Annotated in this window: 14 protein-coding genes and 1 riboswitch; of the genes, 5 read left to right on the top strand and 9 right to left on the bottom strand. The window is 58.7% G+C overall.

Translation table 11 applies throughout. From position 1 onward, the window contains the following. Positions 1-104 precede the first annotated feature (104 nt). The 4 genes from peaD to peaA are packed head-to-tail and all read right to left on the bottom strand — an operon-like array spanning position 105 to position 4,650. Positions 105-1,223 (bottom strand): quinohemoprotein amine dehydrogenase subunit beta, encoded by a 1,119-nt coding sequence (peaD, locus tag H9C73_RS06140; RefSeq protein ID WP_209286926.1) that lies wholly within the window; start codon positions 1,221-1,223, stop codon positions 105-107. 13 nt (positions 1,224-1,236) lie between these two features. Continuing rightward, complete coding sequence (gene qhpC / locus H9C73_RS06145; protein WP_209286927.1) at positions 1,237-1,560, bottom strand: quinohemoprotein amine dehydrogenase subunit gamma; 324 nt, start codon at positions 1,558-1,560, stop codon at positions 1,237-1,239. Then, positions 1,557-2,990: a quinohemoprotein amine dehydrogenase maturation protein gene (peaB, locus tag H9C73_RS06150; protein ID WP_209286928.1), complete on the bottom strand. Its 1,434-nt coding sequence runs from the start codon at positions 2,988-2,990 to the stop codon at positions 1,557-1,559. Before peaB ends, qhpC begins: the two co-directional genes overlap by 4 nt. Before the next feature lie 55 nt (positions 2,991-3,045). Next, on the bottom strand, positions 3,046-4,650 hold the full coding sequence (gene peaA, locus H9C73_RS06155) for a quinohemoprotein amine dehydrogenase subunit alpha (RefSeq protein ID WP_209286929.1): 1,605 nt from the start codon (positions 4,648-4,650) through the stop codon (positions 3,046-3,048). A gap of 241 nt (positions 4,651-4,891) precedes the next feature. On the opposite strand from peaA, the gene H9C73_RS06160 reads away from it, so the two are divergent. Then, on the top strand, positions 4,892-5,626 hold the full coding sequence (locus tag H9C73_RS06160) for a response regulator (protein WP_209286930.1): 735 nt from the start codon (positions 4,892-4,894) through the stop codon (positions 5,624-5,626). Further along, entirely contained in the window at positions 5,623-11,949 is a 6,327-nt protein-coding gene (locus H9C73_RS06165; RefSeq protein ID WP_209286931.1) for an AAA family ATPase, read from the top strand. The genes H9C73_RS06160 and H9C73_RS06165 overlap by 4 nt, the downstream gene beginning before the upstream one ends. A gap of 15 nt (positions 11,950-11,964) precedes the next feature. Here the strand turns inward: H9C73_RS06165 and H9C73_RS06170 are convergent, their stop codons facing one another. The 4 genes from H9C73_RS06170 to H9C73_RS06185 form a co-directional block, all read right to left on the bottom strand. After that, positions 11,965-12,831, bottom strand: coding sequence for a phosphate/phosphite/phosphonate ABC transporter substrate-binding protein (locus H9C73_RS06170; protein WP_209286932.1), 867 nt, complete (start codon positions 12,829-12,831; stop codon positions 11,965-11,967). Then, complete coding sequence (locus tag H9C73_RS06175) at positions 12,828-15,146, bottom strand: putative bifunctional diguanylate cyclase/phosphodiesterase (protein ID WP_209286933.1); 2,319 nt, start codon at positions 15,144-15,146, stop codon at positions 12,828-12,830. Before H9C73_RS06175 ends, H9C73_RS06170 begins: the two co-directional genes overlap by 4 nt. A 135-nt stretch (positions 15,147-15,281) precedes the next feature. Next, on the bottom strand, positions 15,282-15,680 hold the full coding sequence (locus H9C73_RS06180; RefSeq protein WP_209286934.1) for a hypothetical protein: 399 nt from the start codon (positions 15,678-15,680) through the stop codon (positions 15,282-15,284). Between the two features lie 69 nt (positions 15,681-15,749). Next, the gene (locus H9C73_RS06185) at positions 15,750-16,307 is read right to left on the bottom strand and encodes a TMEM165/GDT1 family protein (RefSeq protein ID WP_209286935.1); all 558 of its coding nucleotides are present in this window, start codon (positions 16,305-16,307) and stop codon (positions 15,750-15,752) included. A gap of 11 nt (positions 16,308-16,318) precedes the next feature. Then, a riboswitch (yybP-ykoY riboswitch) is annotated at positions 16,319-16,504 on the bottom strand. 109 nt (positions 16,505-16,613) lie between these two features. Between H9C73_RS06185 and H9C73_RS06190 the strand changes: the two genes are divergently transcribed. Then, entirely contained in the window at positions 16,614-17,153 is a 540-nt protein-coding gene (locus tag H9C73_RS06190; RefSeq protein WP_209286936.1) for a hypothetical protein, read from the top strand. Positions 17,154-17,155: 2 nt separating this feature from the next. On the opposite strand, the gene H9C73_RS06195 is transcribed toward H9C73_RS06190, so the two are convergent. Beyond that, entirely contained in the window at positions 17,156-18,460 is a 1,305-nt protein-coding gene (locus tag H9C73_RS06195) for a DUF2252 domain-containing protein (protein WP_209286937.1), read from the bottom strand. A 152-nt stretch (positions 18,461-18,612) separates the two neighbouring features. On the opposite strand from H9C73_RS06195, the gene H9C73_RS06200 reads away from it, so the two are divergent. Both H9C73_RS06200 and H9C73_RS06205 read left to right on the top strand, forming a co-directional pair. Then, complete coding sequence (locus H9C73_RS06200; protein WP_209286938.1) at positions 18,613-19,749, top strand: cytochrome-c peroxidase; 1,137 nt, start codon at positions 18,613-18,615, stop codon at positions 19,747-19,749. A gap of 118 nt (positions 19,750-19,867) precedes the next feature. After that, positions 19,868-20,971: a phosphoribosylaminoimidazolesuccinocarboxamide synthase gene (locus H9C73_RS06205; protein WP_209286939.1), complete on the top strand. Its 1,104-nt coding sequence runs from the start codon at positions 19,868-19,870 to the stop codon at positions 20,969-20,971. Positions 20,972-21,023: the final 52 nt, after the last annotated feature.

Raw genomic sequence — 21,023 nt, forward strand, 5'->3', positions numbered from 1 at the left:
GACGTTACTACGTCTGACAAATAAGGGGCCGTTTGCCGGAACAAAAACGGGAGGGCCGTTGCCGGCGCCTCCCGTTGACTATACCTGATTCACGCGGTCACACATCAGTCCCTGATGGTGGCCACACGCAGGTCAGATGTGGTCATGTCGCCGGTGAGCTGGATTGAACCGATCTTATCCAGCGTCTCGGAGTCATGAATCGAAATGTCGCTACTGGTACCGCCCACGTAGATGGTTTCACCATCGCCTGAGATGTTCAGGTTGTAGTAGGTATGCGGCATTTCGTGTACTGCCAGCGTCTCATTGGTGCTGATATCGTGCTTGGACAGCGTGTTGAAGCTGCCATACAGGATATTGGGGTCACGCGGGTCGGTGATGAAGTTGAAGATGATGAACTGGAACGGGATCGTTTCCATGCGCTCGGCTTTACCGGTCGCCAGATCCACACGGCTCATGCCCCACCACCATTCAGCGGTTTCAAAGTTCCACTCTTCGGAGTCAAACTTGGCCGTTACGTACGGCATGATGTATTCGTTCGCCTGCTCACCCTGAGAGTGCATGGCGAAGGCATCAGGCGGCAGCCACAGCGGACCGCGTTCCCAATTGGCCAGCTTGGTCACGACGCGTGTTTCACCCGTATCCGGGTTGATCGCTTTCACGTCAGCCCCGCCCAGAATCACCTCACCGGTTTCGGTTGCAGCAATTTTGGTGATGCGACGATCCACCGGGAAGGTCCGAACCGGCTCGGCATTCAGGCCATCTTCGATGTTGAACACCGCCAGACGCGGCTCCAGAATTTCAAAGCGATCCAGATGCTTCTTGATCGGGTTCTGAACCGTGTACAGCTCCTTGCCATCAGCGCTGACCGCCACGGACTGGAAGGACTTCACCTGTACCGTCGGGGTGGACTGAACGGCGCTGAAGGTCATTTCGCAGGTGCGAATATCGAAGCCGTAAACGTCTTCCCAGTTGTTCCCCAGTACGTAGGCATGCGTTCCGTCACGTGATACCGCCATGGCACCCGAGCCAAAGGGACCCGGGATATCACAGGTGCGCGCGATCTCGTTGGTGCTCATGTCGATCACGTGCAGCTGGTTCGGGCGGGTTACCGTCAACAGGTATTCCTGGTCAGCCATCGCGGTCGATGCGACAGCCGACAGGCCGGCGCCCAGCGCCAGAGAGCCGATCAGACCGGCTGATTTAAACATGTTCGTCAGTTTCATCTGCCAGCTCCTGTTACTGCTCATCCTCGAAAATACCATCCAGCTTGCGCCAGTCCTTGTCAGCCTTGGCCACACCGTCAGCCCAGTCCGGGTAGGTGTTCATGGTGTCCGGCACCTGTGCCGGCCACCAGCAGGCATCAGCACAGCCGTACAGGTCAGATTCCATCGGCTGGCACAGTGAGCCCAGACCACCAAAGGGGTCCAGCTCCCAACCCGGGTCGGTGGTAGCGGTACAGCCCACAACGGTCTGCATGGCCACCACGTCTTCCACTTCCTCAGGGCTGATCGCCTTGTTGATCAGCTGAGCTTTCTTGTTCAGAGACTTGAGATGTTTCATTTAGCACTCCTCCTCGGAGAGACATGTGCTTCGAAGAACCCGGGGTTCTCGAGCATGATCCGCGAATACACTTCCACACCAAAATCGACCCAGTCTCGCATCAGGTCACAGTAGTGGTAGGAAGGATGCGTCGGATCTCCATATTTGGCGTAACTTTCGTGGTAACAACCACCCGAACAGAGGTTTCGAATGCGGCAGGTTTCACAACCGGTTTCACTGCGATCCAGGCGCTTTTCAACAAACTGCCCCAGACTTGCCTTGTCGATACCGGAGTCCACATCCCCGAAGGTGGGCATGTCGGAGCCGGTGAAACGGTGACACAGGTTCAGGCCACCATCCTTGTCGACCGCCAGCAGACCGATACCGGCACCGCAGGGCACCAGTTTCTTGTTGCCCTCGTACATGTCGGTGATCAGCTGGTGCATGTTGCCGTAGCCGAAGTTCTCGTTGCGCAGCGCTGCTTCCAGATAGCGTTTGCCCAGGCGCTTCATGCCGGCAAACACCTCAACCAGCTCTTCCCCGGTCAGGTTGAACTCGGCAATATCGCCAGAGGTCACCGGGCCAAAGCCCACTTCAAAGAAGCCCAGCTCATTGCTGAGATGGTCGTAAATGCGCTCCACATCCGTGATACCGCGCGTCAGCGTCACCCGGCAGCCCACCGGACGTGCCGTATAGCGCGCCAGCAGCATCTCCACCTTGCGCCGCACCACGTCATAGGTGCCCTGCCCGCCCACGGTGATCCGGTTCTTGTCGTGCATCGCCTTGGGACCGTCCATGGAGATGGTCAGACCGAAACGGTGCTCGTTGAACCAGTCCACCAGCTCTTCGTTCAGGAGCGTGGCGTTGGTGGTCATGGTGAAATCGACCGTGGCATCCAGCTCGGCAAAGCGCTTCTCGCAATAGGCCACCACATCACGAATGAGAGGCATATTGGAAAGGGGCTCACCGCCGAAAAACACCACGTTGTACGCGGGCTGGTTCGGCGACTCCCTCAGCAGCATCTCCACCGACTTGATCGCCGTTTCATAGGCCATCTTCTCGCCCTGAGACGGTGTCGTCAGGTCTTCCTTGTAGCAGTAGGTGCAGCTGAGGTTACAGCCGGTGTTGACGTTCAACACGACGGTGGTCAGCGGGAACTTCTCCACCTTCTGCGGCTCCGGATTGATGCGGGCAACCGCACCCGGCTCGGAGATCACTTCCAGTGAGCGCAACTCCTCCAGTACTTCGGAGACCGCTTCCTGCGAATAGCGCGCATGCAGTTCCGCCAACTGCTCGTGAGAGACCTGTTCATGGCGGTCAAACAGCTGCAGCAATTCACGCCCGAGGTCATCAAGCTCGAAAATACTGCTGCTGGGAATGTGAAACAGCATCTGCCGGGCATCGACATCAACCCTGTGCAGATTCGGTTTCACCAGCGTCATGGCGCCCATTGTTCACCTCTTTGTTGTTCTGTTGGGTGGCTACTTTCTGTCGGGTTTTACTGCATCAATCGAGGACGCGACGGACAAAGTCCTGCACCGATACCAGCATGCTGCCCTCACCGGACACCTGGCTGCTACCGTCCTCAACCGACGCCACGACGGTCAAACGTCCCACGTTGTTTGCGTCCATCTTGCGTGCCGTGTTGGGGCCTGCATCGCCCGGCACGAAGATACCGGCGGCATTGATCATGCCGGCATACTTGTCATCCTTGTCATGAGCGGCCACTTCGTCGGCCGGCTTGATGCTCCAGCTGGCCGGCATGTAGCCCAGACGGATATCGTCGTCGGTGCCTGCCTGACCATCAGCACCCGCGCTGTAACCGATCGCACGGTAGGAGGCACGTACTTTCGGCATGTTGCCGTCAGCGCCACCGATGCGGGTCACGGCATTGGCCGGACTCACTTCGACACGGGCCAGTTCTTCATACACGGCGAGGCCGGCATTGTGGACGGCCTTGCCGACACGGGGAGAGCGCAGACCTTCGGCACCGCTCGCCTTGGCAATTACGGTGATGCGATCCTTGCTGCGTGAAACGATTTTTTCGACTGTAACGCCTTCACCCAGATCGATATCGCCATTCAGGTTCTGGCCGACCAGGGTGATTTCGGTGCTCTCGCCCACACGCAGGTAGGACGGAGAGAGTGCGACCAGATCGGCTGTACCCTGATCACGCACGGCCATCAGGTCACCGCCAATTTCACGCTCGGCGGCCATGAACATGCGGCCTTCCAGAGTGTTGCCGGCCTTGTCTGCCGCCATGACCTGACGCATTTTGACGCCATCGATGGTCAGACTGGCACGCCATTCGTAACCGGTGTAAACGGTCGCCTTGCCGCTGCCTTCAAGCACTTCGCCATCGGCATAATGGCCTTCCAGTGTCAGGTCGTACTTGCCATTCGCGGTTTTGGCTGCAGACATCCAGGCATCAAACTCGCCCTTGCCCGGCACATAGCCGGTGACACGCCAGCGACCCATCAGGTCGGACTTGTCAGCCGCTTTCCAGTTGCTCCAGGCCTTGGTGTGCAGCGGGAATTGCTTGGCCAGCTGGCCTGCCGTATCGTTGCGCGCAATCTCGAACCACTGACGGTCACGCGCCAGGGAGTGCAGCTCGGTGGTGGGGAACTGCCCCATGTGGAAGTCGACCAGGTATTTCCACTCCTGCTCGGAACGACGCTGCAGTGTGAAGCGTGCACCGGAGTGACAGCGGGCGCACATTTCAGCAAGCCCCGGTTCGATACCGGTTTCCACCAGGTTGGTGTCCTGCTCCAGCAGGTAGCGGTAGCCTTCGGTCTCTTCTGGCGCCAGACCCTGGGTATCAGACAGATACTTCACCAGCGCACGCTTCTCCTCGGTGGAGATCTGCAGGTCGCGCAGGTGAATCATGCGGTTCAGCGTCATGTGCCAGCCTTCAGGCGTCTTACGCTGTTCACTGATACGGGAGAAGCTGGGGGCGTCTGCCGTACCGGTTTCGGTATGACAGGCCAGACAGCGGTCCCGAATGATCTGCTGTGCATCCTGAGCCATGAGCGGCGCGCTGACCAAGCCGGCCAGAGCCAGAACGCCCGTGCCCAGTGCTGCACGTTTGGAATTATTATTACTCAATGCCATCACTCCCTTACTGATGAGATGGATCTTGTTGGTGGCCCGAGCGGCAAGGCGGCTCTGCAACGCCCAGCCCGCTTCAGTGGTCGTAGCTAAACTAAACAGGCCTTGTAAATGAATTATCGAGCTTTTGTGCTAAGTTGTGCCCAGATGTAACAGAATGTAAAAATGCCTTTCACTTTTCTGTCACTCGGATGATATTGCGAGTCTTTCATCCATCCGGCGCTGTCTTTGTGAGGCCAGAACGATGTCATCATCCCAAGCCCATATCCTGATTGTAGAAGACGACCTGGCATCCCGGTCGCTGTTGGTCAGCTATTTTGAAAATGAAGGTTATCGCGTGTCCGAAACGGACCAGGCCGATGACCTGCTGGACCGCATCAGCCAGGAAGGCATCGACCTGATTCTTCTGGATATTAGTCTGCCGGGCAAGGACGGACTGACGGTGACCCGCGAGCTCAGGGCCCAGTCGCGAGTAGGCATCATCCTCGTGACCAGCAAGGGTGATGAGATAGACCGCATTGTTGGGCTCGAGCTCGGTGCTGATGACTACGTCACCAAGCCATTCAACCCCCGTGAGCTGCTGGTGCGTGCCAAAAATCTGCTCTGGCGTATTCAGTCGTCTCCCGAGCCTGAACAGGCTCGAAATACCGATCGCAACAGCGCCAAGGGGTATGCCTTTGAGGGCTGGTTTCTGGACCCGTTCAAGCGCCTGCTGATCAGCCCTGACGGCCAGCAGGAACGACTGCCCGAGGGTGAGTTCAAGCTGTTGCAGACACTGGCCGAACACCCCGGACAGGTGCTGTCCCGCGATCAGCTGATGGATGCCATCCATGACCGTGAGTGGACGCCGAATGACCGCTCTGTTGATGTCCTGATCGGCCGCTTGCGCCGCAAACTCGGCGACAACCCGTCCAACCCGCAGTTGATTCTGACCGCGCATGGAGCCGGTTACATGTTTGCGGGCGATACCCGCGCATGAAGGCTCCTGAAGGCTACCGGCTGCACCAACGCCTGCACAGCAGCAGTACCTGCCAGATCTGGCGAGCGCTGTGTTTGAAGGACAACACCACCGTCATCCTGAAGCATTTGGATGCCAGCCAGTGCAGCCGCCAGCACATCAGCCGCTTTCAGCATGAATATGACATGCTTTCGCGGTTACAGATTCCCGGCATCGTACAACCGCTGGAGCTGCTGCAACTGGATGCCGGCCCTGCGGCTCTGTACTCCGACTCCGGCTCGATCCCGGTACGGCAACTGATGCAGCACGAGCAGCTTCCCTGGCCCCGCTGGCTGGCCATTGCCGGTAAGGCCGCTGCCCTCCTCGGCCGCCTGCATGAAGCCGGTATCACCCACAAGCAGATCAACCCGGACCACCTGCTGGTCAACCCGGAAACCGGCCTGGTCGAGCTGATCGGCTTTTCCCGCAGCACGGGGCTGAGCCGGGAACAGGCCAGCTGGCACACCCCGGAGCTCAGCCTTGAAGGGCTGGCCTATATCGCGCCTGAACAGACCGGCCGCATCAACCGCAGCATCGATTATCGCAGCGACTACTACAGTCTGGGAGCCACCCTGTATGAAATGATCACCGGGCGCCCCCCGTTCGTCAGTCAGGATGGCATGGAGTTGGTGCATGACCACATCGCCAAGCAGGTCCGTCCGCCGCACCAGCTTAACCCTCATATTCCGGAGATGCTGTCAAGGGTGGTGCTCAAGCTCCTGTCCAAGGACGCGGCCCAGCGCTACCAGTCCAGTGCCGGGCTGGTGCATGACCTGCAGGCGTGTCTCAAGGCACATCAGCGCCAGACCTACCCGGTCAATTTTCATCCCGGCCGGGAAGACCTGTCGGCACGGTTCCAGATACCGCAACGGCTCTACGGCCGCGAAACGCTGCTGGCACGCCTGCAGCACCTGTACGATCACAGCAGCGCACAGCGCCACCCCTTTATCCTGATTACCGGCTACGCCGGCATCGGCAAAACCAGCCTGGTCCACGAGCTGCGCCAGTATGTGAACGAGCAGGGTGGCCGCTTCACCAGCGGCAAGTTTGACCAGTTCCGCCGCAACCGCCCCTACTTCGCCATCGTGCAGGCACTGCAGGGACTGGTGCGGCAGCTGCTTACCGAGCCCGAAGAGCGTATCGCCTTCTGGCGCGAGACGCTGCTGCAACAGGTCGGCTCCCATGCCCAGATTCTGATCAAGCTGATTCCCGAGCTGGAGCTGATCATTGGCGCACAGCCGGACGTGGCACCGCTCCCCCCGGCAGAAGAGCAAAGCCGTTTTTCGCGCATTTTCTCCCAGTTGCTGCACGTGCTGGCCACACCGGAGCAGCCGCTGGTGTTGTTCATGGACGACCTGCACTGGGCAGATTTGGCATCCCTGCACCTGATCGAGTCGCTGGCGGGACAGGAACGACCACTGGGCCTGATGCTGATCGCCAGCTACCGTGACCACGAGATGGGGGCGACCCATCCTCTGCGCATCACCCTGGAGCGCATGTACAACAGCATGCCGCGGCCGGTTGAGCTGGCACTGTCGCCACTGGATCTGGATCAGGTTACGCAACTGATCGCAGACACTCTGAAGGTTGATCGCGAACGCTGCCGCTGTCTGGCCAAGGTCTGCCTGGAGAAGACCCAGGGCAACCCTTTCTTCCTGAGTCAATTCCTCTACTCCCTGCACGAAGAAGGGCTGATCAGTTTCCGTGAGCAGCAGTGGCAGTGGGATCAGGCGGCTATCAAGGCGCAGGAAATGACTGACAACGTCATCGAGCTGATGGTCAACAAGATCCAGAAACTGCCTGAAGCGGCACAGAAAGTCCTGCCACTGGCCGCCTGTATCGGCAGCAGCTTCAACCTGCGCACCCTCTCGCTGGTGTGTGACCTGACGCCTCGCATCGTGGCCGACCGGCTCTGGCCAGCCATGACTGAAGGCCTGATTCTGTCGCAGGATGACAGCTACCGCCTGTTCCAGCATCTGGAACCCGAACGTGCACGTTATCGCTTCGTGCATGACCGCGTTCAACAGGCTGCCTACTCTCTCATTCAAGCCGAGGAGCTGGAGCAGCTGCATATGCAGATTGGCCGCCAGCTCTGGCACAGCCTCAGTGCCGAAGAGGTCGACAGTCGGCTGTTTGAAATTGCCAACCACCTGAATCAGGCACATGCGCTGATCGAACACCAGGAGGAGCGCACCCGGCTGGCGCATCTGAACCTGCGCGCCGGCCTAAAGGCACGCGAATCCGCCGCCTTTGCTACTGCACGGGAATACTATGATCACGGCCTGAGCCTGCTGCCGTCAGGCGCCTGGCAGCAGGCATATGACCTGACGCTGGCCCTGCACACGGCTGCGGCCGACTGTGCCAACATTCTGGGGCACAAACAGCGCATGCTGGAACTGGTTGACCTGATCGACCACAAGGGCAAAACCCTGCTCGACCGCGTTCGCGCCTACCAGATTCAGATCCAGTCACAGGTGGCCAATAACGAATTTCATGGTGCCCTCAACACCGCCGTCAACACTCTGCAGCAGCTGGGTGTCAGCATCCCGCACAAGCCCACGGGCTCGCAGCTGTTGCGCGGTGTTGCCAAAACCCAGTGGTTACTGCGTCGCTCGCCGCCGGAGCGCGTCATGCAGCTGCCCGGCATGGAAAACGACCAGCTGGAAGCGGCAATGCCGATCCTGGCCAGCATGTTCGGTGCCATCAAGTTTTCCAGCTCGGAGTTGCGCCCACTGGTCATGGCCCGCCAGGTCGAGCTGACCCTGAAACACGGCCTCACCCCCTCTTCCGCAATCGCCTTTGCGGGTTATGGCGGCGTGCTGTGCGGCCAGTTCAATCTGATTGAACAGGGTTACCGCTTGGGCCAGCTGGCACTGGAGCTTGATCGTCGCCAGAGCGCACCTCTGACGCACCATCGAACCCTGTCCCTGTTCGACTCCTACATCCGGCATTTCAAGGAGCCGCTCAGCCACTGCATGGAGTCGCTGCTGAACGCTCACCAGCTGGCCCTCAATGCCGGGGATATGGAGTGGGGGGCCTATGCTCTGGCCGCCTATATTCAGTACGCCTTCCCGCTGTGCCGCAATCTGGACGAGCTGCAGCCCCGACTGGAGCAGTATGCCGCCCTGCTGGAAGAATCCGGTCAGCAGCAGTCATTGCAGTATTCCCAATTTGTGCTGCAAACCATGGAAAATCTGCGCGGACACTGCTCCGATCCGCTTCGCTTTGACGGGCGTTTCTATGATGAAGTGGAAGGGCTCAAGGAGCTGGAAGAAGAAAACCACCGCACCGCCATCAGCCTGCACCACTTCTACAAGGCACTGGTCTGCTATCTGCTGGGCGAATACAAGGCCGCCTACCTGCATACCGAATCGGGCATGGCGCTCAAGTCATCAATCAGCGGCACCTTCACCACCCCCTGGCTGCAATTCCTGCACGGGCTCTGCATTCTGGCCCTGCTGCCGGATACCAGCATTCTGCAGCAACCGGCACGCATCAAGCGGGTTCGCCGCACACTGCGCCAACTCAAGAAGCTGAGTCGCCACTGCCCGGAAAACCACCTGCATCACCTGCACCTGCTGCAGGCCGAGCTGTACCGCAGCCAGCACCAGTACAGCAAGGCGATGGACCTGTACGAACAGGCGATCGAGCATGCCCGCCAGCAGGGATTTGTGCTGGAAGAAGCGCTCGCCTCCGAGCTGGCGGGGCGTTTCTATCAGGAGTGGGACAAGCCCGGCATCGCCCGCACCTACCTGCAGGATGCCTACGCCCGTTACAGCGACTGGGGCGGGCGCGCCAAGCTCGAGCAGATGCAGCGTGACTATCCGTTCTCGCTGGAACGTCCTCTGCAGGTATCCCCTGCCGAGAGCCTGTCCGGACTGGAGAGCAACCCGCAGTCACTGGACAATCAGGCGTTCGATATCAACTCGGTGATCCACGCCTCTCAGGCCATATCGGATGAGATCGTACTGGAACGGCTGCTGGAGCAGTTGATGCAGCTGGCGCTGCAGAACGCGGGGGCTCAACGCGCCATCCTGATGATGCGCCGCCCGGGTGGACTCTTCCTGGAGGCGGAAATCTGTCTTAACCAGCCACCGCGACTGTTCAACGAACAAACCCTGGAGAACAGCGGCGACCTGTTGCCGGTGACCATCGCTCACTATGTGGCGCGCACCAAGGATGACGTGGTACTGGGCAACGCCGTTGAACACCAGATGTTCCAGCATGATCCGTACATTCGCCAGCATCAGCCGCGCTCCCTGCTGGCGATTCCGATCCTCTACCATGGCGACTTGACCGCCATCCTCTACCTGGAGCACAGCGAAAGCCGGGATGTGTTCAACCGAAATCGTCTGAAAACCCTGCACATACTGGCCGCTCAGGCCGCGATCTCGATCGAGAACGCCAAGCTTTACCAGAGCCTTGAACAGTCCGAACGCGAATACCGCTCCCTGTTCGAAAATGCCAGCGAGGGCATCTTCCGGATCGACAAGCGCGGGCGTTTCATTTCCGCCAACCCTTCCCTGATTCAGCTGCTGGGGTATGACAGCCAGGATCATTTCTACGAACAGGTGACCGATGTGATACGCGACTGCTTTGTGTCACGTCAGGAGTGCCAGCAGTTCCTCGTCGAGCTGCGCCAGCACGAGCGTATTCTGGGGTTTGAAACCCGCTGGCGCCGGCAGGACGGAAGTGTCGTATTTGTGGCCATTTCGGCCCACTGCATCACGGATGAGCAGGAAATCATTCGCTTCTATGAAGGCTCGGTGACCGATATCGGAGAGCGGAAGGCCAAGGAACAGGCAGAGCTTGCTCGTGAAAAGGCGGAAGCCGCCAGCGAGGCAAAAAGCCTGTTTCTGGCCTCCATGAGTCACGAGATCCGAACCCCCATGAATGGCATTCTGGGTATGGCCCAGTTGCTGATGCGTTCCAGTCTGAGCCCGCATCAGGAAGAACAGGTTGAGGCGATCTACCGCTCCGGTCAGTCTCTGTTGAGCATCCTCAATGACGTGCTGGATTTCACCAAAATTGAAGCCGGCCAGATGGAGCTTGAGTCAGAGCCCTTCTGTTTGCCCGACCTGCTGGAACAGTTACGACAGCTGTTGTCACCGATGGCTGACGAGAAGCAGCTTGATCTCATCCTGCGGCCCGATGCCGACCTGCCCACCCATGTGCAGGGGGATGCCCGGGCTCTGAACCAGATCCTGCTCAACTTCTGCACCAATGCGCTGAAGTTCACGCAGGAGGGCTATGTCCTGATCAAGGCGCGGCAGGTTGAGGGCAGCACCGATGGGGCCTGGCGCTTGCGCTTTGAAGTCGAGGACACCGGCATCGGCATTCCCGCTGCCGCCCATGAGCGCATCTTTACTCACTTCACTCAGGCCGACAGCTCCATCACCCGGCGCTTTGGTGGCAGCGGGCTGGGACTGGCCATCTGTAAGCGTCTGACCGAGCTCCAGCACGGCGAGATCGGCTTTGACAGCCAGCCGGGCAGCGGCAGTCGCTTCTGGGTTGAACTTGACTATACCCACCCTGAACAGGCTGAAATCGCTGCCGATACTCTCCAGCCGGCCACTAGTGACAACACGCCGCTGGATATTCTGCTGGTGGAAGATACCCCCATCAACCAGCAGGTGACCGTTGGCCTGCTGGAATCCGAAGGACACCGTGTCAGCGTCGCCGACGACGGGTTTACCGCGCTCTCCATGCACAATGACCATGCCTACGACCTGGTATTAATGGATATTCACCTGCCCGATATGGATGGTGTGGAAACGGCCCGTCGCATGCGTGAGCACCCCAACCCGTCTCGGGCCAGTGTCCGGATCATCGCGTTGACCGCCTCGGTCACCTCAGCCGAGGTACGCGCCTACGAAGAGGCTGGCATGGACGATGTGATCGGTAAGCCGCTGGATTTTGCGGCGCTCAAGCGCCTGATCAGCACCTCGTCACCTGCGCCGGATACCAAGAGTGCAGCGCCGCAGGCAGATGCTGAACTGCTGGACCTTGAACTGCTGGGACAGCACCATCGCATGCTGGGGACAGAGCGCTTCCACACACTGTGTGAGCAGATGGAGCAGCAGTGCATACAGCTGTTGGACCAACTGGCCGAGAGCACTGACGGCGACTTGCGCGCGGCACTGTTGCACAAGCTGGCCGGTACGCTGAGCAATTTTGGCATGCCTCGCGCCGCTTCCCGCTGCCGCGAGCATGAAAACGCGCAAACGCTGTCGTCTGACTCACTGGCGAGCCTGAGGTCACTCTGCTGTGAAAGCCTCAATGCTCTCAAGCAGACGCTCCACTGATCAAACGGCCAGGAATCAGGGCTGAATCAGGGGTTCCAGCCAGCGGTAGTCTGCGTGGCTCACCGCCACAATATCCAGTGCCTGCTTGTACTGCAGCAACAGGTTGCGTGCCGGTGACGGCGTCAGCAGCGCATCACGCAGGGTTTCGGCGACCGCTGGGCAGAGCCGGCTGCTCAGCACCAGCGGATCATAGTGGATAGGCGGCGAGCGCCAGATTTCACGCCACTCATCAGCGCCCGCTTCGCCTCTTTCGATGTAATCATCTGCCTCACGGCTGGCCACAAAGGCCGCCTCGACCTGACCGGCCTGCAGCAGCTTCAGCGCCTGATCGTGGGAACCGGCATACACCAGCGGTGATGCAACCTCCTGTAACGCGATACCGGTCTCGGCCACAAAGCGGGTGAGCGGGATGACGGCGCCCGAAGTGCTGTCGGGATCGGTCAGCGCAATCGCCCTGCCCTCCAGATCTTCCGGCTGACGCAGCCTTGAGCCCGCCGGCACCAGCAAAATCGAGTTGTAGTAACTGCCCTCCGGTGAATAGGTGCCGCCTACAAAACGATAGGATGCGACGGGCTGAATGCCCGGGTCTCGCAGGCGGGCACGAATATAGGAAGCCGGGCCCATCTCGGCCAGATCCACGGCCCCGGACACGATACCCTCGATAACCGCCTGGTAGGAGTGCGCGGCCACCGTTTCCACCGGGATCCCCAGCCGCTGCTCAAGGTGCTGGCGCATGGGCTCAAACTCACGGTACTGAAGTGCCAGAGGCTGCTTGGGAACGGTAACAAACCTCAGCACGTCAGGCTGTTTGCATTCCTCGGCCCAGACCAGCATGGGCAACATACAACAGATACCCAGCAGACAGCGTTTCAGACGGCTCATAGGGTTACCTTGCGTTTTGGCGTTAGCAGATAGTCTTTGACCGCGTCAGGCTCAAGCGCTCGGCTGAACAGAAATCCCTGAGCCTCCTGACAGCCTGCAAGCTTCAGATACACCAACTGATCAGGGGTCTCGACCCCCTTGGCGACCACCGACAGGTTCTGCTTGCGAGCCACGGAAATGGTGGCCGACAAGAGCACGTTGTCGTCGAAACTGTTACGAATGTGCTGAATCAGTGCCCGGCTCAGCTTGATGCGCTTGAATGAAAGGCGTGAGACCAGCTCCAGCCCCTCTTCACTGGCCCCGAAGTCATCCATCACCAGCCCCACGCCCTGCTGCCTGACCAGCTGAAGGTGTTCAATGGCTTCAGCATCCAGTCGCCGCAGGTCCTGATCCCCTACCTCCAGCTCCAGCCAGCCGGGGTCGAGGCGATTGGTTTCAATCAGGTTACGTACCTGCCCGGGCAATGCAGTTTCAGACAGCTGAGCACTATTGACGTTGACGGCGATTGGCAGCGGTGTCAGGCCCTGCTCGCGCCACTCCTTGAGCTGCCTGCCAACCTGTTCCAGCACGCTCCGTGTCAACTGAGGCATCAGTTTTTCCGCCTCCAGCCAAGGCAGAAAAGTATCCGGCAGGATCAGGCCGTACTCGGGAGACTCCCAGCGCAACAGTGCTTCAAAACCCGTGGTTTCATACCCTCGAAGGCGTAGCCGAGGCTGATAATGCACCCGAAACTCCCCGCGCTGGAGCGCGTTGGCAACCTCGAACTGCAAGTCGGCGTCCCCGCTGGCATGCGGGTTGCCATGGCTGTCAAACAGACAATAACGCCCGCGCCCGGCTTTCTTGGCGCGATACATGGCCATATCGGCATGTTTAACCAGCGTTTCGATATCCAGACCGTCACGCGGGGAAATGGCGACCCCGATACTGGGACTGGTGCCCAGCCCGGCCGCTTCAAGCTCTGGATAGGGCGCTGCCAATACCTCCACCAGCTGCTGCACCTTGGCTTCAACATCCTCCTGATGCTTCACCGCCGTCAGCATGGCCACAAATTCATCGCCACCAAAGCGGCTGATAATATCGCTTTCGCGCAGCGTTTCTCTAAGCCGTCGCGCGACTTCCTGCAGCAGGTTATCCCCCACCTTGTGGCCAAGGGTATCGTTAATGGTTTTGAACCGGTCCAGGTCGATAAAACAGATGGCCGCAAAGCGCCCTTGCCGCTTGGACCCCAGTAACTGCGAGTGTGCCAGCTCGATAAACAGACGACGGTTGTACAACCCCGTCAAGTGATCACGGGAAGCGGCCTCTATGGTGTCCTGATGCTCGCGACGCAGGCGTTTAAGCAGCTTGGTATTGCGCTGCTCGGATTTCTGCAGCTCACGCATCTGCACTTCTCGCCCGTGCATGACCCACAGCAGCCAGAAGAGCCCGCCGATGGCGATCAGCGTCATGACAATAACGGATGCCAGGTATTTATTGCGTTGCTGATGGTAGGTGGCCAGTGCTTCCAGTTCCGACTGGCGTACCTGAATAACAAAGGGCGCCTGCTCAAGCTTGACGAAATACCCCAGGTAGTCACGGCGGTTTTGCGGATGTCGACTGACGACTCGCCCCTGCGACAGCCGTGACTTCAGCACCACCGTATCGTCAAAACCGGACGCACCCGCGATCAGACCGCCCCGCTCGGCCCTGAGCAACTCAACGCCCTGGGCAGTGGCAATATGAATACTGGTCTCCCGCCCCAATTTGAGGTTCTGATAGAGCGACAGCAGGTAGCCCATATCCATATCAAGTACCAGCAAGCAGCAGTTATCTTCCTGACCGACCTCGAGAGGCATCACCAGAGGCACGCTCCAGCTTTCCCCCAGAGTGGTGGTGGGCAATACCCGAATCGGCCAGCGCTCCTGTTGCGTCAACAGGGTCTTCCATTCCGGGTGGAGTGCAGGCAAGGGGCCGGGAGAGGTGGACAGCAGTGTCTCGCCACTGTGTGTTATCAGGGTGATGCGACTGAACGCCGGGTCAGAGCCGATCAAGGCCGCCAACGTGCCCGGGTCATGACTTTGCCGCTTCAGCAACTGCATGCGCGACAGGACTTTCATCGCCCGCGTCCGGTCCAGGACCTGATTGATATTTTCAGAGACGACCAGAGAGAGGTTGGTCAGTGTTTTGGTGTGTTCTTCGAGTATCTTGTCGCGGCTGAGGCCCAGTTGATACCCGGCAAATATCCAGGTGCCAATAATGACCATGAGGGCCAAAGCGATCAGGCTTCCCTGCAATGAGGAGAGAGCAATGACATTGCGTTCCAGTGGGGGGCTCAAGTTGGTCATCCCGGTCAGGTCAGATCGTTCGTCACAATGTATACACATGGCGACAGATCAAGGACGCTAACAGGAAAAGATGACAACTTTATGAAGGCGGGTGACACTCAAGTGTCACCCGTTACCGCGACAGGTTCAGTTGCTGGAATCGTCTGTCTGTTCAGATTCCATCTGTTCCAGTTTGACCTGAGCCTCTTTAGTCAGCTCTTCGGCACCTTCCTGAAGCTTGCCGGCCACTTCCTTGGCGTTTTCGCCCATGGTTTCGACATCTTCACCAAACTGTTTTCCGGCTTCAGCCGCTTTTGCGGAGATATCCTCAGCCGCCTTGGCTGCCTTGTCCTTGGCCTCTTTCAACACGTCACCGGCTGCATCGGCTGTTTCAGACGCTTCCTGCTTCAGCTTATCCATGGAGGATGCTTCAGCGGCTGGCGCCTCTGTGCTGGTCTTTTCAGCCTCCGAATCAGAGCCGTCACACCCGACCAGAAACAGTGAAGATGCCAACAGGGCTGAGCCAATCAATGGATAAACGCGCATACATACCTCCTTATAAAGAATCAGTGCCACGCAGTATAGACACTGGAGCTGAGCCATGGATGAACAGTTTCAGAAACTCAGCAGCGTCAGCACCCCCAACCCGACAAACAGAGCGCAGGCTGACCGTCGAGCAAAATGAAGAGGCACTTTCTGCATCATCCACTTGCCAGCATAGGCAACTGGCACATTGGCCAGCATCATACCCAGTGTTGTACCGGCTATCACCCAGAACAGCCCCTCATAACGCGCAGCCAACACGACCGTCGCCACCTGGGTTTTATCGCCTATTTCCGCGATAAAGAACAGCACGCAGGTTGCGATGAAAGCGCCGTATTTGAGTACGGCTCCCCCTTCCTCATCATCCTTGTCCGGGATAAGCACCCAAAGCCCCACGGCTATAAAGCTGAGCCCGATAATCCAGGGTAACCAGCCATCCGGAATCCAGTTGGCCAGCCAGGCACCGAGCCAGGCCGAAAGCGCATGATTGAGTAAAGTCGCAACCAGAATACCCAGGATAATGGCGCCACGCTGGCTAAAGCGTGCTGTCAAAAACAAAGTAAGCAGTTGGGTTTTATCACCGATTTCGGCGATGGCGACCGCGAGGGTCGAAGGCAGGAAAGCGTCCATAGGGTTATAACATCCTGGCGGGCATGTTGATTCCATAAGACACCACACACCAGCCCGCCAGGCAGTGCGTAATGTCTCAGGTCTCATCAATCCCAAACAGGACGTGACCGCCATGAGCATGAGGCTCAATTATGTTGACAGCCACCTCGCCGTCCCTCAAAGAGACGTGCGAGAGATTACTCCCCCAAGAGTGGTGCGGATAATACCAACAGGGCACCAATAAATCAAAACCGCTACCGGCTGGTCACCGCGTCAGGCTCAGGTAGAATGGTGATCAGTGACAGAACTCTTCAAACAGGGCCCAACATGACCTTCAAACCGGGACTTACTGCCTGCCTGCTGGCGGGACTCTTTCTGACGGGCTGCCAGACACTGCCCATGCCGTTTGCCTCCAACACCGCTGCAGAGCCGCCGCGTGAGGAAGCTTCTGCGCAGGAAGCAGCGCCCAGCCAGCCCAAGCCGCCGGAAAACCCTCCGGCCAGTGCCGACCTTAACTGGGAACCCAACTTGGACCAGCCGATCACGCAGCTTCAGGCGCAACTGGAGTTGGACGAGTCACAACTGGCGAAAAACCAGACCCTGTCGAGCATCGCCTATCTGTATGATGCCCGCCTCTACATGCTGTTTCAGGATACGCTGGACTACCTGCCGGAGAAGGCCCGCAAGCATGAGGTAGAGCTTCAGAACCGCTGGCTGGACCAGCGTGCCGGCGCGATGACCCGCGCCTTCCTGAATGATGAAGACGGTGAAGTGGCGCGCTTTGCTGCAGGCCAGGCGTTTATCGAGGAAACGCAGAAACGAATCCGTGAGCTTGAACAGCTGCGCGCACTTATCGTCATCGAGTAAATCTAGCGGCCCAGATAGCGGCAGAATGCTGCGTAATCCTGCTCGACACAATCGGCATACGCCCTGGCCATACTGACCAGCAGGTCGGTATAGGCCTCGCGCTTGTGCAAGGCTCGTTCAAGTACCGCCTGGGCAAAGCGCTCTCCCCCTTCTTCACTCAGTGCACGTGCCCCGCGCAGGTGAGACGCCGCCAGAATCCGCCCCCATACGGCCGCAATATGGCGCCAGTGTTTGGGCTTATGCAGCTTATCGGTCGGATAATCAGCCTTGAACGGCGAACGCTCACGCACCGAGAACACCTGCGCGCCGACTTCCAGCCACCCCACATAGGGATCCGGGTGACGTGCCATGGCCTGAAAGGCCAGTGCATGCCGCTCTCCCTCATGCTGGAACATGCGGTCATACTCTTTCCGTTCGCGAACAGACATCACATGCCAGGCTGCCGGGGGCTGCTGCGCCTTGATATCCAGGATGACGTCGTCGTGATCACCCTCTTCCTGCCCTTCCACCAGCGCGTAATAACGGTCGGTGCCCAGTGAACCTGTACCGGCACCGATGCGCCGGGCGATATCCTTCACCTTGAAATGCTGCCGGCTGTGGCCTGGAACCTTGTCCGCCAGCGTTGCCTGATAGTCCACCAGCGCCTGCTCAAGCAGCCCATACTCGGCACTTGATAGCGGTTCGAGTTTGGCGTGGTCCGGCTGAAAGCGGCGGGCATCCCCCTCTGCTTCCGTGGTCCATTTTTTCAGCATCCTGGCACGGCCTTTCTTTTCCGCCAGCTTGATCAGGAAGGACTGCAGGCGTCCATCGGTCGTGTCTGCCATGGCCACCCAGTCTGCCAGAGTTTCTCGGTCCGCCTGCAAGGCCTCAAGGTAGTGGTCAATCACCGTCAGCAAAATTTCATCCAGCGCACTCGGCTTGAGCCCTTCGCTCTCACGCACAGCCAGTACCACGCTGGTCAGCAACCGCCATAGGTCATATTGGTAATCCCCCACGATGCCGTCATCAAAGTCATCCAGCCCGAACCGTACCTGCTCGTCATGACTGCCATAGGCACCAAAGTTATGCAGGTGTGCGTCGCCCTGGAGCCAGGTTTGCGTGTCGGTCACGCCGCCAAACAGGGAAAAGTGCCAGTCACGATAAAGATCCTGCCAATAGAGATGATTACTGCCGCGGAAGAACGTAAAGGCGGAAACCGCCATACGCTCGAACTTCTCGCGGCGCAGTGACTCATCCAAGGACTGATTGAAGCCTTCCAGTGCTTCAATCACCTGATCTTCACGGTTGTGTGCTGTCGCTCTACGCATGACGCCTCTCCTGCTCTGCGTGGGAATCCACCCACCTTAGCGCAGCCTTGCGCTGGATCAAACCATCTTGAAAACGGGAACTGCACACACCGGCATCCCGTGTTAGCATGCGCATTATTGAGAATGATTCTGATAATCAGGTTTATCCATACATGCTGCGTACGTCCCTTCTCTGTCTTTCGATACTCTGCTTCAATCTGTCGCCCTCGCTTGAAGCCGCTCAGCCCCTGAACAGCAAAGCCGCACTGGGCGAACAGTTGTTCTTTGACGTCAACCTGTCGCGCAATCGCACTCAGTCCTGTGCCAGCTGCCACTCACCGGCACAGGGCTTTATCGACACCAGAACCGAAGCTCAACTGGGTGGCTCTGTCGGAGATGATACACGGTCAATCGGTGACCGTAATGCACCCAGTGCCGGCTACGCAGCCTTCAGCCCGGGCTTTCACCAGCGCGAAGATGGAGAATGGGTGGGCGGCCAGTTCTGGGACGGGCGGGCTGACTCCCTCGCCGAGCAGGCTGGCGGCCCGCCGTTGAACCCGATTGAGATGGGCATGCCGGACAAGGCCAGTGTGGTTGAGCGCCTGAATGAAAACCCACGCTATGTAGCGGCGTTCAACAACCTGTTCGGTGAAGGTATTCTGGAGCAAACAGAACAGGCATACGCGGCGCTGACAGAAAGCCTCGCGGCCTTCGAGCAGACCGACTTTTTTGCCCCGTTCGATTCCAAATATGACCGCTTCCTGCGTGGCGAAGCCCGGTTGACCGAACAGGAGGAGCTGGGCCGCTTGCTGTTCTTTTCACAGCAGTTCACCAACTGCAACCAGTGCCATCAGCTGCGCAAAAGCCCTCGTGCCCAAACAGAAACCTTTACCAATTATGAGTACCGCAATATCGGTGTGCCGGTAAACCGGGAGTTGCGACAGGCCAATGGTTCACCTGCCGACACCGTCGATAAAGGCCTCCTCGACAACCCGGCTGTTGATGACCCGACCGCGTCCGGCAAGTTCAAGGTTCCCAGCCTGCGCAACGTGGCCGTAACGGGCCCCTATATGCATAACGGGGTGTTCAAGGATCTGAAAACCGTGGTGCTGTTCTATGACCAGTACAACAACCCGACCCGGACATTGAACCCGGAGACAGGCAAACCCTGGCGCGAGCCCGAAGTCAGCGCCAACCTGGCACTGGAAGAGCTGGAACACGGCCCGGCTCTGGAAGATCAGCGTGTCGATGCGCTGGTCGCCTTTCTGAAGACACTTACTGACCAGCGTTATGAGCATCTGTTGAAATAAGCGCGACCTTAAGTGAGCAAGGGTGCCGGTGGCACCTTCGCTCCAACCTTGTGCTAGAATCGCGCCATTCCATTTGCCTTCAATGGCCGATTCATTCAAGTACAGGACCTGTGACACCATGAGCCTTGCGCAATCCGTTCTGGCCGTGAACAACGACCTGCCGATCCGTACCGACCGCCCTGTTCACAGTGGCAAGGTGCGTTCCGTCTACTGGCTGACCGAAGCCGACAGCCGCCGCCTGATTGAAGAAAAGGGCTACGATGTCGCCCCCGACGCGCCGCTGGCGATTATGGTGATCAGCGACCGTATCTCGGCATTTGATTGCATCTGGCACGGTGAAGGCGGTCTGAACGGTGTTCCCGGCAAGGGTGCGGCGCTGAATGCGATCTCCAACCACTGGTTTGGCCTGTTCCGCGAACAGGGCCTGGCTGACAGCCATATCGTCGACATCCCGCACCCCTTTGTCTGGATCGTGCAGAAAGCCCGCCCGGTGATGATCGAAGCGATCTGCCGCCAGTACATCACCGGCTCAATGTGGCGTGCCTACAGCAAGGGCGAGCGGGAGTTCTGTGGCATCACCCTGCCAGAGGGTCTGCAGAAGGATCAGCAACTGCCGGAGCTGCTGATCACCCCGTCCACCAAGGGCATTCTCAAAGGCATTCCGGGGGTCCCGGAAGCGGATGACGTCAACATCACCCGTGACAACATCGTGGACAATTTCGACGCCTTCGGTTTCCGTTCAGCTGAGGATATCGAACTGTATGAAAAACTGCTGAAAGAAGGCTTTGGGGTGATCAGTGATGCCCTGGCCGAGCTGGATCAGGTGTTCGTGGATACCAAGTTCGAGTTTGGCTACGTAACCGATGCCGCCGGCAACGAAAAGCTGATCTACATGGATGAAGTGGGCACACCGGACTCTTCTCGTATCTGGGACGGCCCGGCTTATCGCGATGGCAAGGTGATCGAGAAGTCGAAGGAAGGCTTCCGCCAGCTGCTGCTGAACCACTTCCCGGACCCGGACATCCTGCTCAACAAGGAGCGCATGCCCGAGCGTGAAGCCCTGGCCCGCGACAACGCACTGCCGACCGAGGTACTGATGGACGTGTCCCGTACCTACCTCGACATTGCGGAGAAGATCGTTGGCCACCCGATCGAGCTGTCGGATAACCCGAAAGCCGAGATCATCGACATTCTGCGTGACCAGTATGGCCTGATCGACTGATCGCCTGCAGGTATTGATACGTTAAGCAAGGCCGCACTGACTCTGGATACGA

It is taken from the genome of Marinobacterium alkalitolerans (assembly GCF_017776525.1).
Lineage (GTDB): Bacteria > Pseudomonadota > Gammaproteobacteria > Pseudomonadales > Balneatricaceae > Marinobacterium > Marinobacterium alkalitolerans.